8 protein-coding genes and 2 pseudogenes are annotated in these 15,796 nt (G+C 39.4%); 3 read left to right on the top strand and 7 right to left on the bottom strand.

Going from position 1 to position 15,796, the window contains the following annotated elements; genetic code table 11:
• Positions 1-56: 56 nt before the first annotated feature.
• Complete coding sequence (locus ACFSN5_RS03490; protein WP_165209620.1) at positions 57-3,239, bottom strand: AAA family ATPase; 3,183 nt, start codon at positions 3,237-3,239, stop codon at positions 57-59.
• Entirely contained in the window at positions 3,236-4,420 is a 1,185-nt protein-coding gene (locus tag ACFSN5_RS03485) for a metallophosphoesterase family protein (protein ID WP_165209617.1), read from the bottom strand. Before ACFSN5_RS03485 ends, ACFSN5_RS03490 begins: the two co-directional genes overlap by 4 nt.
• Positions 4,421-4,580: 160 nt before the next feature.
• Between ACFSN5_RS03485 and ACFSN5_RS03480 the strand changes: the two genes are divergently transcribed.
• The 3 genes and pseudogenes from ACFSN5_RS03480 to ACFSN5_RS03470 form a co-directional block, all read left to right on the top strand.
• Positions 4,581-6,233, top strand: a complete 1,653-nt coding sequence (locus ACFSN5_RS03480; protein ID WP_165209614.1) for an Rqc2 family fibronectin-binding protein — start codon at positions 4,581-4,583, stop codon at positions 6,231-6,233.
• Positions 6,234-6,346: 113 nt separating this feature from the next.
• Positions 6,347-7,001, top strand: a pseudogene (locus ACFSN5_RS03475) (HAD family hydrolase).
• A gap of 498 nt (positions 7,002-7,499) precedes the next feature.
• A pseudogene (locus tag ACFSN5_RS03470) lies at positions 7,500-7,605 on the top strand (carboxymuconolactone decarboxylase family protein); the annotation flags it as partial.
• Positions 7,606-8,512: 907 nt separating this feature from the next.
• Here ACFSN5_RS03470 and ACFSN5_RS03465 read toward each other — a convergent pair.
• From ACFSN5_RS03465 to ACFSN5_RS03445, 5 genes are all read right to left on the bottom strand, one after another.
• Entirely contained in the window at positions 8,513-10,369 is a 1,857-nt protein-coding gene (locus ACFSN5_RS03465; RefSeq protein WP_165329139.1) for an RICIN domain-containing protein, read from the bottom strand.
• Between the two features lie 539 nt (positions 10,370-10,908).
• Positions 10,909-11,745 carry a peptidoglycan DD-metalloendopeptidase family protein gene (locus ACFSN5_RS03460; RefSeq protein WP_241154245.1) on the bottom strand — a complete coding sequence of 279 codons (837 nt, stop codon included), beginning with the start codon at positions 11,743-11,745 and terminating at the stop codon, positions 10,909-10,911.
• A gap of 183 nt (positions 11,746-11,928) precedes the next feature.
• Positions 11,929-12,204, bottom strand: a complete 276-nt coding sequence (locus tag ACFSN5_RS03455; RefSeq protein ID WP_241154246.1) for a hypothetical protein — start codon at positions 12,202-12,204, stop codon at positions 11,929-11,931.
• A 553-nt stretch (positions 12,205-12,757) separates the two neighbouring features.
• On the bottom strand, positions 12,758-13,729 hold the full coding sequence (locus ACFSN5_RS03450; RefSeq protein ID WP_165329140.1) for a glycosyltransferase family 2 protein: 972 nt from the start codon (positions 13,727-13,729) through the stop codon (positions 12,758-12,760).
• A 519-nt stretch (positions 13,730-14,248) separates the two neighbouring features.
• The gene (locus ACFSN5_RS03445) at positions 14,249-15,796 is read right to left on the bottom strand and encodes a hypothetical protein (RefSeq protein ID WP_165329141.1); all 1,548 of its coding nucleotides are present in this window, start codon (positions 15,794-15,796) and stop codon (positions 14,249-14,251) included.

The following is a 15,796-nucleotide window of genomic DNA, read 5'->3' as shown; positions in this document are numbered from 1 at the left end:
AAATTTAGCAAGCCAATTAGATAGTTGATTCCAACTCTTGTCAAACTCTATCAGTCTCAAAAACTAGTTGCTTTCACCTTAATCCGGCTGGAACCATCAAGTCCCTTTTCAATAAGGACCTGTTGCTGAATGGTATCTTTCATTTCCTTAACATGACTGATAACACCGACCATCCGGTTTTGTCCAATTTGTTCCAAAACAGCAATGGCTTTATCTAAGGTATCCTCATCTAGTGATCCAAAACCTTCATCAATAAAGAGAGTTTCAACCAAAGCGCCATTACTGGTATTTTGCACGACCTCTGACATAGACAGGGCAATAGCCAGCGAAGCAATAAAGGTTTCACCGCCAGACAAGGAAGCAGCTGGTAATTCCTTGTTATTAGTTCGATCGTAGATATTGATTTCCAGTCCCGACTGACTGTTACCAGACCCCTCCCTACCAATCAAAAATTCAAACTGCTGATTACTCAGCAAGCCGATGTAGTGGTCATTTGCGTAGGTTAGAATTTCCTCCAAGTAGGCTTGGATGACATAGGTTTCCAGTTTGAGCCGCTGACTACCTGTTTCAGTTCCACTGATGATATTTTTAAGCTGGGTCAGCTGGCTAAATTTTTCCAAATGATGGCCAGCTTGGGCTACTATATTCTCAATTTCAGCCACTAACTGGACAACTTGGTCCCGATGGTGCTCACTGAGAGCTAATTGACTAGCAGCCTGATTAAGAGCAGATTCTGCCTCTTCTTTTTGCTGAGCCAGAACTAACAAATCAGGCTCACTCTGATCCGCCAGAACTTGGTTGAGATCAGCTAAACTGGCCTCCAAACTTCGGCGATGCTGCTGATACTCAGTCAGCCAAGCTTGCAGGGTCAATTGCTGGCCTGCTGCTAACTCTGTCAACCATTCTTGGAGCTCAGAACGTTCATGAGTCAGAGCTCTCGAATCTGCTAACTTGCTCTCTAGCTGCTTAGTCAGGGCTTTAAGATCTGCTCGGTTAGCCTGCAGACTCTCAGTCAGACTAGCCAATCGGCCTTGGAGACTGGATAAAGCTTCTTTCTGACTAGCCACTTGTTGCTGACAAGACTCAAATTCTCTGCGAAATTGTTGGTAAGCTTCTCGGCGATTGGCAATCTCTTGTTGATAATAGTCCGGTGTTTTAAGATCCGGATAAACTTCATTGAGTTGGCTTTGACTTTGCTTCAACGTTTTAATCTGACCCGACAGACCAGCCATATCTTGCTGGACTTTTTGCTTGATTTGATCCAAGCTTGCTAAATTCTGAGTCAATTGCTCCAGCTGCTGAATTTGCTTAGTTTTCTTGGCAACAATATCTTGGTATTGTTGATCAAGCTGGTGCTTAATCACTTGGCCAAAATAATCAGAATAAGCTGTTTCCCATATAAAGTCACTCAAGTAACTGGATGTTTTCTCCCGCAAGATTTGGTAGCTAGATGCTAAGTTTTCTTGCAGATCTTTCCTTATTCTTCTATTATCGGCCAGTTGACTCTTTAGCTGGTCAGCTTCAAACTGTTTAGCTTGCAGGGCTTCCTGCTTATTAACTAATTGTGCTTCTAAATCCTCCACTTTTTGGGAGAGATCGACTAGAGTCTCTTCATCAACCGACCCAACTTGAACCCCCGGATGATCAAACGAACCACAGACTGGGCAAGGACTGCCTTCCTCTAATTCTGTCTGAAGCTTGGCCACCATCAATTTGAGTTGGTCTTGCTTCATTGTCTTAAGCCGAGAACGTACATCAATCAAATCACTTTCCAGCTTATCTTGAGCTTGACCAATGGCCACCTGCCGGTCAGAGAGGGACTTCTGCTCTTCTTGCAGCTGAGCTAATTTTTGTAAGCTATCTGACAAGTCGCCATCTATCAAATGCTGAGCCTCCTGCCGAATCTCCTTCAAATCCTGCAGCTCTTGCTCAGAGATCAAACTCGCTTCAAGGTCAGCCTTGTTCTGGCTAAGTTCTTGCTCTTGATTAAGCAATTTTTTCTGGTCATCCGCTAATTTTTTCAAGCCTAACTCTGCTGCTGTCAACTCAGCTGTTTGTTTGGTCAGCGTCTGGGCACTACTCAAAGCCAAACTCAGATTTTCAATTTCTGCCTGACTTTTTTCTGCTTGGATTTTCTGTCCCTGCAACTTAACTAGCTGTTTGTCTAACGGTGCTAGCTTCTCCTGCCTTTTAGCAACTTCTTCCTGCAAATTGGTCTGCGAACGATCCAGCTCTTGGGCTCTTTTTTGCTTACTATTTTCTTCCTTGACTAAATCGGACAAACCTGCCGCAAAATTTAACTGGTTTAGTTTAGCTTGTTTTTTCTGATAATCCTCAGCTTGATCTACAATCTGTTCTTGGTACTGGACTTGCTTGCTCCGACGGTCCTGAAATTGGGCAGCCAACCCCTGGGCCGCTTGATAAGCTAAGTCCGCCTCCCTAGCGCTTTTTTCAGCCACTGCCTTTTTCTGCTTAGCTGCTGTCAGCTCTTTTTGATAGTGTTGTAAGTGTTCATGAGCTTGTGAGAGTCGTTGTTCACTAGTCAACTCAGCAAATGTTGTCCGTTCTTCTGGTGTCCAAATCTGACTGGCAAAATGAGCATCTAAATTCGTTTGAAACTGACTCTGCTTCTGTTTAGCCTGAGACCATTTGTGAGCTAAATTTTCCTCAAATTGGGCAAAGACCTGAGTCCCAAAAATTTGCCGCAAAATAGGAATTTTCTCGCTGGTTGGCGACTTGAGAAACTGGCTGAATTGGTATTGGGGCAGGAGAATAATCTGTTTAAACTGTTCACTAGTCAGTCTCAGCAAATCAACAACAGCTTGATTAGTATCCTTAGGTTTGCCAGCCAATTTATCCAGCTCCAGACCACCGACACCGTCAACAACCGACAGACTAGCTTTACTAGTGCCGATTCCCTTGCCTCGATCAAGCCCCTTTCGAGGTTTTAAATCCAGCTCCCGCTCTAAACGATAGAGCTGGTTATGATGCTCAAAATAGAAAACAACCTTGGTTCTAGGATCCTTGAGCTCTGCAAAGCTTGAACGCAGTTCATTAACAGGACGATCGCTCGATGTCTTGTCATAGAGAGCATAGGTCATAGCATCAAAAATACTGGACTTACCAGCCCCTGTCCGACCACTGATAAGAAAGAGACTATTTTCGTCAAGAGAAGAGAAATCAAGAACTTCTCGGCGGTAGGGACCAAAATTAGTCATTTCAATGCGAATCGGCTTCATTTCTCTTCACCCCTTCCTAATAACTCCTGAACCAAGGCTTGTTGATAGGCTGAGAGCTGATCGCCTCCGGTCATCTCCGAAAAGAAGGTTGCAATTAACTGATCCTCAGACAAGGTTGACTTGGTGGGATTAAAATTAGCCCGACTAGATCTGACTCTGGCCTTAGTCTCCTTGATTCGCAAATCTATGATGTCTTTTCCATAAATGTCTTCCAGCTGGGCTCGGATGTTAATCCCTTCCAATTCTTTTCTGTCCTCCACCAAGATGTCAAAGGCAAAGCGAGCCGCTTTCCTCGGATAAGATTCATAAAAATCCTGATGCAACAAGTCCTGATAAGGAGATTCCAAAACGAAAAAGTCCTTGTAGGGTTTGAGCGGATGGAAGACCTTATTGATACCATCATCAGAAATCTCAACCAGATAGACCCCCTTAATATCCTTGCGCTTAGCTTCATCCTTGTTGAAAATTAAAGGGCTACCGCTATAGGCAACTGTCTCAGTTGGCGAGGCCAAACGAGTATGAATATGTCCCAAAGCCACATAGGCAAAATCATCAAAAAGATCACTAGTCAAGGTTGTCAACCCACCAACAGTTCTGGTCGTTTCTGAAAGCATCTGCTCCCGCAAAACACTATCATCTGCCCCTTGACTGACTGCAAAATGCGTTACTAAAATCTGTTTTTTAACTGGATCAAAAAGCTTTTTCATATCAGCCACAATCCGTCTGATAGCTTGATCCATAGTCGAAATCCCAGAATCTTGGTAGTAGATTTTAGCATCAATAGGGTCGATAAAGGGCAAAAGAAAAATCTGAACCCCTTCCAGCTCAATCGGCTGAAAACTATCGGCCAAATTGGAAACCAGATAAAATCCTTGGCGTTTAAAAAATTCCTGACCAAACTCCAAGCGTTTGGCCGAATCATGATTGCCCGTAATAGCATAGACAGGAATCTTAGCTTCAAAAAGGAAACGATTGAGAATTTGGTTAAAGAGATTGACCGCCTCAACCGGAGGCAGTCCCCTATCATAGAGGTCTCCTGCAATGATAACCCCATCAACCGCTTCTTTCTTAGCCAAATCCAGAATTTGCTGTAAGACATAAGCCTGATCGTCCAAAAGGCTGAGGCCGTTATTATTGAGCTGACGGCCAATATGCCAATCAGCAGTGTGTAGTAGTTTCATACCTGTACTCCATTTTTTACTTAAATTCATTATAGCAGAAAGATGAAAGTTTTTAAACTAACAACCATTTTATATCTAATCTTTACTGACAGCTTAAGGTTAATTTTCTGTGCTATAATAAGAGAAGTACATTTCAAGAAAAGATGAGGAAATCAACACTATGTCATTCGATGGCTTTTTCTTACATTATCTAACTCAGGAGCTTCGCGATCAAATTCTTTACGGTCGCATCCAAAAGGTCAACCAGCCCTTTGAAAGAGAGTTAGTCCTAACCATTCGCAACAATCGGCAAAATTACAAATTACTGCTATCAGCCCATCCTGTCTTTGGTCGGGTTCAGGTGACCAAGACTGATTTTCAGAATCCGAAAAATCCCAATACCTATACTATGATTATGCGAAAATACCTGCAGGGAGCGGTCATTGAAGACCTGCAGCAACTAGAGAATGACCGAGTTTTGGAGCTGACCATTTCTAACAAAAATGAAATCGGTGACCAAGTCAGGGTAACCTTGATGGTTGAAATCATGGGCAAGCACAGCAATATCATTCTCTTAGACAAGGCCGAGGGCAAGATTATTGAAGCTATCAAACACATTGGCTTTTCGCAGAATAGCTATCGGACCATTCTGCCAGGATCAACCTATATCACCCCACCCAAGACCGATGCTCTCAATCCCTTCACGGTCAAGGAAGATCGGCTCTTTGAAATTTTACAGACTGAGGATTTGAGTCCCAAGAGTCTACAAAGACGCTTTCAGGGTTTGGGAGGCGATACCGCTCAGGAATTGGCCAAGCAATTGGAGTCAGATAAACTTAAAAACTTTCGGACCTTCTTTAATCAATCCTGCCAACCTACTCTGACTGAAAAGAGCTTTGCTCCTGTAGCTTTTAGTGATAATCTAATGGACTTTCCCAGTTTATCCGAACTGATGGACTACTACTATCAGGACAAAGCTGAGCGAGACCGTGTGGCCCAACAGGCCAGCGACCTCATTCATCGGGTGCAAAATGATTTGGAAAAAAATAAAAAGAAACTAATTAAGCAAAAGAAGGAGCTAGCAGCCACAGAAAAAGCTGAAAGTTTCCGTCAAAAAGGTGAACTCTTAACCACCTATCTCAATCTGGTCCCCAATAATAAGGATAAGGTTGAGCTGGACAACTACTACACAGGTGAGAAGATCACCATTGCCCTAGACCTCAGCCTCAGCCCCAGCCAGAACGCTCAGAAGTATTTCAAAAAATATCAGAAACTCAAGGAAGCTGTTAAACACCTCAAGGGTCTAATTGAAGAGACCAAACAGACCATCTCCTACTTGGAATCCGTTGAACTAGCTCTGTCCCAAGCCTCATTGGACGAAATTGCAGAAATCCGTGAAGAACTGGTAGAAACTGGCTTTATTCGCCGCCGCAAACACGATAAACAGCAGAAACGTAAAAAACCTGAACAATACTTAGCCAGCGATGGCAAGACCATTATCATGGTCGGCCGTAACAACCTGCAAAATGAAGAGCTAACCTTCAAAATGGCCAAAAAAGGTGAACTGTGGTTCCACGCCAGAGATATTCCCGGCAGCCATGTCATCATCAGGGACAATCTGGAGCCTTCTGATGAAGTCAAGACTGACGCTGCCGAACTAGCTGCCTACTACTCTAAGGCTCGCCTCTCCAATCTCGTTCAGGTCGATATGATTGACAACAAGAAGCTCCATAAACCAAGTGGAGCCAAACCCGGCTTTGTCACCTATACTGGCCAAAAGACCTTACGGGTCACACCAAATGAAGAAAAAATCCAAGCTATGAAAATTAGATAAATTTTTATTCGACGCCTCTCAATTAAAGAGAATCGAAACTGGACAATTTAGCAACTAACACCATCACAAGCCCATCGCATCTACATCCCCAACTCCACTATAGACGTAAACCTATGACAAACTATCAAACCATTATTTTTGACCTAGACGGGACCCTAACGGATTCCCAGACAGGCATTATCAACAGTCTGGCTTATGCCTTTAAAAAGTTAGGCCTTGCCCTCCCCCCCTAAAAGTGACCTAATGACATTTATCGGGCCACCTTTGAGTCAATCCTTTCAAGACTTCTGTGGTCTTTCTGAGTCAGAAACCCAAGAAGCGATTAGCTACTATCGCCAGTATTTTTCGGACAATGGCTGGAAGGAAAACCGACTTCTACCAGGGACTAAAGAACTTCTCCACGACCTCAAGGATGCTGGTAAGACTCTCTTAGTCGCCTCTTCTAAACCGGAAGTTTTCGTCAAACAGATCCTCGACTATTTCGATATCAGCTCCTACTTCACCGTCATTGCTGGTGCTACTCTAAATGACAGCCGTAGTCAAAAGTCTGAAGTCATTGCCTATGTTCTCAAGAAAGCTGGCATACAAAACACCAATCGGGCCATCATGGTTGGCGACCGCAAGTACGATGTCGAAGGAGCTAGAACCAACGGTTTATCTGCTATCGGACTCCTATTGGGTTTTGGTAGCAAAGAAGAACTGGAGGAAGCTGGCGCTACTGCTATTGCTAGAAATTTTAAAGACTTGGAAAAAATCCTCTTGAACTAAAAAGACTCCCTTTTCAACTTGTGAAAGGGGAGTTTCCTTATCTAAACCTACCTTTTACGGTCTTTATAACCACAAAAAGGAAGAAGCTGATTAGGTCAATGCTTTTGGACTGGGGGCAGCAATGGTAACTACACCCGACTCTTTAATAATCAGCCCTACCTCAAAATTTTAGGTACCACACTTCTATAGTGTCACTCTCAACTCGAATATGAATACCGCCATTCACAAGGCTAGTTAGAGTAGCAATCAAGTCCTCATCACCAACTAGAAAAATTGATATTAGAAAGAGAAAAAGGAGCCGTTGAACTAAAAGCAGGATTCTTCATCATTCCTATACAAACCTAAACAAGTCTAACTCTTGGTTTAGCCACCTTCCCTTAAGGGGGCTGGCAAGGGCTTAAACATGTTCGATTGGAAGAAGTTCCTGACAGCAACTATCAAGCTCTTAGGGATTAAGAGGCGAATATGACTATTAAAACAAGCCGCTAAGCTGACCAACTGGGAGACTCCGCTCCTGATTTTGCCCATTTTAGCGATGACATTCTTTTTGGTGAATATTGGAATTGAGGACATTGTTTTGAAAACATATTATCTCTTGACCGTTCCACTTCGAACATTATTGTCCTTTCTTTAGCTTACTCTGTAAAATTCAAGATGATCACAGACGACACCACTGCTAGCCTGACAAACATTACTCTTCACACCAGCTAGTCTAAAGCTTAAACACCCTCCACCCGACTCTGAAAGTCTGGGATAATAATACTGATTTAAATTCAAAACTTTCACTTTAAAAAATTTAATATCATTAAAAGACTAAAAATACAGTGAAACTAAAACGCTTCTTTCGTTTTAGTGGTATTCGAGAGTGGGACAAAAATCGGTAAATCGTCATAAAATAGCAATTTCGATTTTCTTCGCCTTCTTATTTTAAGGCTCGGACCTCCCTGCCGCTTCTCTGTTTTAAGGCGGCAGGCTTTAGCAGTCTGTGGATAGACTGCCAAACTCCACTGGAGCATTTCCATCCCACCTCCGCACAGTTGATCTTGATTTTCTTAAACAGTCCAGTGGACTGTTTAAGAGGGGCGCCTGAAAATAGGGATGCGCCCCAAGATAAGGACTCCAATCACTGCGTCAATAGTTTAGTACTGCACGACAGAATCAAGCTTAGGACTTTTGTCCCAAGCCCGACGGACATTTTGAGACTAATTGAACACAAGCTAAAAACTCGGGATTTAGATAAGTTTCCTTGTGTGCAAACACACGGCGTCACCTTCCTAAAATCCTAGTCGTTTTTAACGCCCTTTGTATCTTAGATTAGGCTCAAAATATAGCAATGAAACTCCTTGGATTCCAAGAAATCATCCACTGGATAATTTCTTCTTGCGTCCGCACTTTTTAAGAAAGAAGCGAAAATGAAAGTTTTGATTTTAACTGAGTATAAACACAGGATATCTTTCTAAAAAGCCACAAACTAATAACAATTAGTTCGTGACTTTTTCAGTTGATCTGATTTAATCCTTCTTCACCGGAATGAATTTCCAAGCTTGTGCCTTAGTATTGTTGCGAGAATAAAGCTGCACATTTGTCCTTGGATTAGCAACACCTCCAGAAATATCTAAAACTTTATCCTTATGCTTGGAAACTATTTCAAAAAAGCCATTAATAGTACTTGCCTTAATCATCCATTGCTGACTTTCAGAGCCATTAGGTGTGATTATCGAAATATTATTTCCATTAAAAGTTCCATTGCCTGAATCATCAATCATTTTACCTGAGTAGGTATGAGTAATCGTGTAATAGCCATTATTCAGATATTGCACATGAAAGACTTCCTTAGAATTAGTCAGATTAGGGTAAATTTGAATATTAGCACCATCTTCCTTTGATTCATTTTCAACATCTAAAGCCATATTTTCATCTAAAGCAGAGACAATATGGTAATCGCCATCCGCAACTGTGCGTTTTGCATCCTTATCAACAGCTATAAACTTAAACTTCTGAGCTGCCGACTGGTTGGGAATATACACTTGTAGGTTACTATTATTAGCTACCGTGCCATTAGCAACATCTAGAACCAGACCATTTCTACGTGATACTATCTCATACGTATTATTGCCACTACTTTGCTTGATAACCCACTGCTGTGCTTCTGTCCCATTTGATTCCCATAGTTGCACATTAGTTCCATTTTCAGTTGATCCAGCATTTACATCTAAAGCTTTCCCTGTAGCCTTATGAACAAGTTTATAAAAGCCATCTCCTAAGAAAGAAACAGTAAATATCTGATTATCAAATGTAGTATTTCTATAAAGTTGAATATTAGTCCCATTTGCAGAACCTGCTCCAGAAACATCTATTCCAAACTCAGGGTTAGATGCAAGAACAATATGATAATCCCCATCTGATATGGTTCTATCACTTGGCACTAAAGTAGCAATATCATATCGACCATCGGTTGGTTTTGAAGTAACTACCAAATCCTTGAAATGTATATATCCTGTAAAAGCGCTTTTATGGGCTATACGTTTATGATAGTTGTAATTCCAGCCATAATTATATTCCTCAATTTCAACATTATCACCTATCACATTTGAAATCCATGCAACATGTCCGTAAGAACCATCTTCTAACCAACCAACCGAACCAATAGCAGGACTATTATCAACGCGATAACCTTCACGACGAGCACGGTAGCCCCATTGCCCACCGTGACCGTAGGCGCCAGGAATGGTGAAACCATTAACAGAGCTTAAACGCCAAGCTGTAAAAGAAGTACATTCCCGATTATATAGCCTCCAAGGATCAATCACACTATCGGGTACTGCATTTTTAAGATAAGCTGGGTAATCATCTCCTCTTGCAGCTGATACTGTATTAACTGACTTTCTTTCTACGACAGCAGCAACCGAAGCTCTTTTGATAACTGGACCCCCTTCTTTTTGACTTTCTTGAGCTGGCTTATTACTCATTTCTGGATTTCCTGAGACAGCCTGAACAGGGGCATCTTCAACCTCGACTTGAACATTTTGTTTAGATACCTTTTCTGATTCAATTGTTACTTGACTTTCATTTACTGCTAAATTTTGGCTATTTTGATTAGTTGTATCTTGAATTAGTTGCTGATCCTCAGAATTAGCATGATTACTTGCAGTTTCTGGACTTGCTTGATTTTGAGCTTGTTCCTGATTTCCCTCTTGTTTCGTAATTAAGCTTACTGTATCTGAGGAATTACTAGTTACTGTTTGCTCATCAGCATGGACAAATCCTGACGACAGTGCCACTGCTCCTACAACCATTGTCGTAAGACCAGCCAAATAAGCCTGCTTTTTGAGTTCATGCTTACGTGTTTTCATTTTGTTTCGTGTCATAAGAAACCTCCTCGCATATGCATTACTTTTTGCAAAACCATTACAATCTTTGAAGTAACTTTTGAAATTATAGTTAGCTGCTAAAAACAACAGTGAGATTTCAAATTATTCAAAAGCGCACCAATGGCTTCACTTATTTATTCGTAAGACGATTAAAAATTCTCTAAAATTTGGAGTAACTCATGGATTTATACTGTAAATAAAGTGATAAAGCTCTCTATATTGATTTAAATCCGTTCCCAATAAACAATTGGTTTTAAAGCAAATCTGTATAATTCTTGAATAATTTCCTAAAGTTTATTCATCACCTCTTCCAGTGTTCTGTAGGTAAATATCGTTAGATACTTAATCAATCAACACATCATTTTCTACTTCCTTTGGAGAACTTAATAGCTTTGTGACTTATTGTAACTGAACACAGGCTAAACAGACTTAAGACAAAGGCATCATACTACAAAAATCTGACATTCCTATAAGAAGGTCGGATTTTCTAAGAGCTATCTTAACGATTCGTTAGCAGTTCCCATTTCGTAATTATATTAATCATTCCTCACCGGAACAAATTTCCAAGCTTGTGATTTACTGCCATTACGGAAGTAGAGCTGAACATTAGTCCCTGAAGCAGAAGAGCCACCAGCTACATCCAGAGCCTTCCCTGTAGTCTTATGAATCAGTTTATAATAGCCACCACCTAAGTAAGAAACAGTAAATACCTGATTATCAAATGTAGTATTTCTATAGAGTTGAATATTAGTCCCATTTGCAGAGCCTGCTCCAGAAACATCTATTCCAAACTCAGGGTTAGATGCAAGAACTATATGATAATCACCATCAGAGATAGTTTTATCAGTTTGAGCAGCAAGTTCTGCCACATTGTAACGATTAACACTTGGAGTCGGTGAAGCTTGAAATGATGCATTAGAAATATAAGGTGTTGGATCAATACGACCAGAATAACCATTTCTAAAGTTTGGGTTAGTTGATAGCATTTCGAAATGAAGATGAGGCCCAGTAACCAAACTGCTACCAGAATAACCAATTACCTGACCTTGACTGACTTGTTGGCCAACCGAGACAATAATTCGTGACAAATGAGCATAACCTGTATGCATGCCATCTGGATGCTGAATTAGAACAGCATTTCCTCCTTGCCAGCCCATCCAAGGATGATTGGCACCTGCAACTTTTACTACACCATCTCGTGCAGCATGCACAGGGGTTCCTTCAGGAACAGCATAATCAATACCACCATGACCAGGATAGCCATTAAATCCAGCCGATATTGGTCCTTGAACAGGCAAAGTATAAGTAGAATCCGTTGCTGCTGTAACAGGTTTCACAACAGTTGCAGCAACTGAAGCTCTTTTGACACTCAAATTTTCTTCCTGATTATTTTGACTTGTCTCCTGACCAACTTCTGGTTTTACTGAAACATCTTTTGCAGGACTAACTTCAGACTTTGTTTGAACATTTTCTTCAGTAATTTCTGAAACTTTTTCTGATTCGATTCCTGTTTGACTTTCAATTGCGGAATCTTGAGTAACTTGATTTGCTACAACCTAAACTTGCCGATAATTTTCGGAATCAATCTGACTTTCTGCAGTCATCTGATTTGTTTGCTCTTGAACCTGTCCTTGATTTGTATCCTGCTTGCTAATCAAGTTAATCCTATCCGATGATCCACCAGTTACCGTTTGTTCGTCAGCATGAACAAAGCCTGATGACAGAGTTACAGCTCCAACTGCTACAGTTGTTAAACCTGCTACGGCTAAGCGATTGAAATAAGCCGACCTCTTTAATTGATGCTTACGCTGTTTCTTCTGATAACTTGTCATAGTATCTCCTTTTGAATATTAAAATAAAATTTCTGAATTAATTTCGTCATTGTCATAAGTCTAGTCTTTTATAAAACAACTCTTTATAGAACTTAAATATTCTACCAATAAAATAGGTTACGACGTAGTCATTTTAATTCTTACCACAGATTACAGCAGTATTTTTCAGTCACATAAAATTAATTTATGTCCATTAGAAATCTTCTTGGTCATAGTCTATTACTAAAAAATTTTCGCCTATAAATTACTCTCTTACTTAAATCATTGAGTAATTTGTAAATCAGTAATAAAACAAATTATAAAAGAATCTAGCTGCAATATTGAGTCTTAAAAAAGCCGTATTAGTACTGCGCAGTACTAATATAGTATACCCCCCCTCTGCTTAAAAAAACTTAACAATCCTTAAGATGTCAGAAAATTATCATGAATTTAAAAAACTCAGGAATTTTCTACAAGTATAAAATTCCGACCTACCTACACGACGGAAAGCAAAAAAAGAGCTTCAACTAAAGAAACTCTAATTATAATATTAAGTTTTAACACTTAACAACTACTAACCTTTTTTACTATCTTTATCGCCCACTCTATCAGAAATAATATACTTAGGCCGTTCTTTGACTTCCAAGTAAATTTTTCCAATATACTCACCAATGACTCCCAAACTAACCAATTGTATACCAGAAACCATCATTACTAAAGCTAAATTACTCGCCCATCCACTGACGGTATGTCCCAAAAAGTATTGAACTAAGATCCAAACAATTGCTAAAAAACTAAAGCCCGCTACAATCAAACCTAGAGCGGCAATTAAACGGATAGGCTTCACACTCAGGCTCGTAATTCCATCAATAGCAAGATTTATCATTTTACTTAAGGGATACTTAGACTCGCCAGCAAGACGCTCATGACGTTTATAAAAAACGCTCGTACTCTTAAAACCGACAAGCGGAAACATCCCTCTTAAAAAGAGATTTACTTCTTTAAAGTTTGCAAATTCTTTCAAAACCTTACTGGAAACTAAGCGATAATCAGCATGATTATAGACTGACTCAACACCCATTAAATTTAAGACTTTATAAAATCCTTGAGCAGTCGCCTTTTTAAAAAAAGTATCAGTATCACGATTATCCCGAACACCATAGACTATTTCAGAGCCGTCTAAATACTCATTTACCATCTGATCCATTGCATTAATGTCATCTTGACCATCACAATCAATAGAAATAGTAATATCAAACTTATCTTTGGACTCCATAAGCCCTGCATAAACAGCATTTTGATGTCCACGATTCCTGCTTTGAGAAATTCCAGTGATATACTCAGACTCATTAGCATAGCTCTCAATTAACGCCCAAGTCTTATCTTTACTACCATCATTTACAAATAAAATTCTACTATCTTCTGAAATTTTTCCCTTATCAATTAACTCAAGCAATTTTTTTACAAAGATTGGCTCTGTAATAGGAAGGACTTTTTCCTCATTATAACAAGGGATAACAATACATAACCTAGGTTTTATAGTCATTTCAATTCCTCTCTCTAACCTTCACTGCCAAACAACAAAATAGCCATTTAAAATGCTGCTCACTCTTTAATAGTGTAAAAGGACTGATGTTTAATCTCGACAAAAATTAGCAAAGAACGAATGATAGGGGCCACATTCCAATCTTGTCCACCTCGCCCAATGACACATGACACGCCTCTCTTGATCTTCTTGTACATCTCAGATGGGAGCTCAGAGGGAAGTGGGCAACATCTATAACAATAATATGATCACCACACACCTTTCCAGGGCTCGCTAAAAGTTCAGCTCCTTTTTCAAAATTATGAAAATAAGACAAACTAAACATCAGGATAACTGACCACTTCTCCTAGGATCTAAAATGTACAACCTCTTGGAACTATCAATTAAAAAGGTAAAATCAATTCTTCTTTATTGTAACAGCGTACCACAACAGGTGACTTTTATGCCTTCTTATTCTTAGCACACTAATTAACTCTTGCTTAGTATAACATACCAATAATCTTATTAGCAAAGCGAGACTTATCTGCTTGAAAAAAAGTATCTTTTAAAAATAACCTCACCCTTATTATACAGGGAATAGAGTCCAAATGCCGATATAGGAAGCAACAAATAAACATAAGGATAGACATATTGACTCTTAGTTTCCCATAACAAGTGAAAAATTAGACCACCTGATAAATAGATAAGAGGGACAAATAAGAATAATCTATTCTCTCTTTCTTTTATTATTTTCCACTGATTATGTAAAAACGGTAAAACTGCTGAATAGACGATAAATAGTAGTAAAGCAGAAAAATAATAAATTAAGCGAAAAATTAGACCACCTTCATAAATGCTAGACATCAGCTGTCCTGAAATTTTCTGATTTTCTACTGGCATTTTAGTCACTGGCCCAGACCAAATAGATTCAAATAGGCTATCCGTCCATGTTGATAAAAACTTATTTTTGAAAAATGTAAATCCATAATCAGGATTATCCTGCATAATTTTTAAACGTCTTGCAATTAACCTATGACTATCCTTTTTAATTTCATCAGGGTCGCCTTTGTATTTGACGTAAACATCTTCAAGGTAAGCATTATACCATCCTGGAATACGGTGGTAAATATTAGACTTATCATCTAATCCCATCGCTACCCACGCAATTTTAGGCTCTCCTTCAATTTTTGATGTGTTATAATGCCACCCAATAACTTTATTCGCTACTACTACGAATAAAATCAAAGCGAGAACTAATATCACACTCTTTTTCAAATGGTTACTCAAAATATCCAAGATAGCCACAATCAAAACTGTTAAAATTAGGATGCTATTATTACTGCGAATCAGATTAGATAGGCTTAAAAATATCACTGTCAATCCTAAGTTTAACCAAGTTCTCTTTTGAAGATAAAGTTGAAAATTATATAGTCCTAGCATGGCAAAAAAGAGACCATACGTTAAGCCATAAACAAATAGAATAAAGAACAGGTGGGGCAAGAAGATAAAAGATAAAATAATAGTAATTTTTGTCACCTTGGAATTATGAAAGGCATTCTCAGCCATTTGCCATAATAAAAAGTTGTCAGCAATAGCCATGAGCAAATTAATAACAAAAAAGATTTTGACATTATTATTTCCAAAAAATATAAGTATTAAACGCTCAAATGACACTAAACCTAATTGATGAGGAAACCTATGCAGGTAACCTGTTAAATCAGTTAATTGTGAAAAATCTCCTCTATTCATGGCTTTAGCACTTTCCAAAACCTGAAGAGAATCGTGCCTAATCATATCATTTTGGTGGAATATCAAATAGGCTCCCAATAAGAGATACAGAGCACTTCCCAGCAGGAATAAATGTGACGCCTTCAAATATTGAGATAAGTATACAAGAAACAGAAATAAGCCCACAAAAATAACCAACATTATAAAAAAGACTATATTGGTATGCCAAATCTGGGACATTTCAGAGCCATCCATTGGCATTATTGTCCTAATCAATAAACTCGACAGACTAAATAAAATAGAGACAAGCAAAGACCACAAGAGAATTGCTCTCTGTCCTAATATAGATAGAAATTTCAT

It is taken from the genome of Streptococcus tangpeifui, from assembly GCF_044503215.1.
In the GTDB taxonomy this organism is placed as follows: domain Bacteria; phylum Bacillota; class Bacilli; order Lactobacillales; family Streptococcaceae; genus Streptococcus; species Streptococcus tangpeifui.
This window is presented reverse-complemented; position numbering and strand designations above follow the sequence as displayed.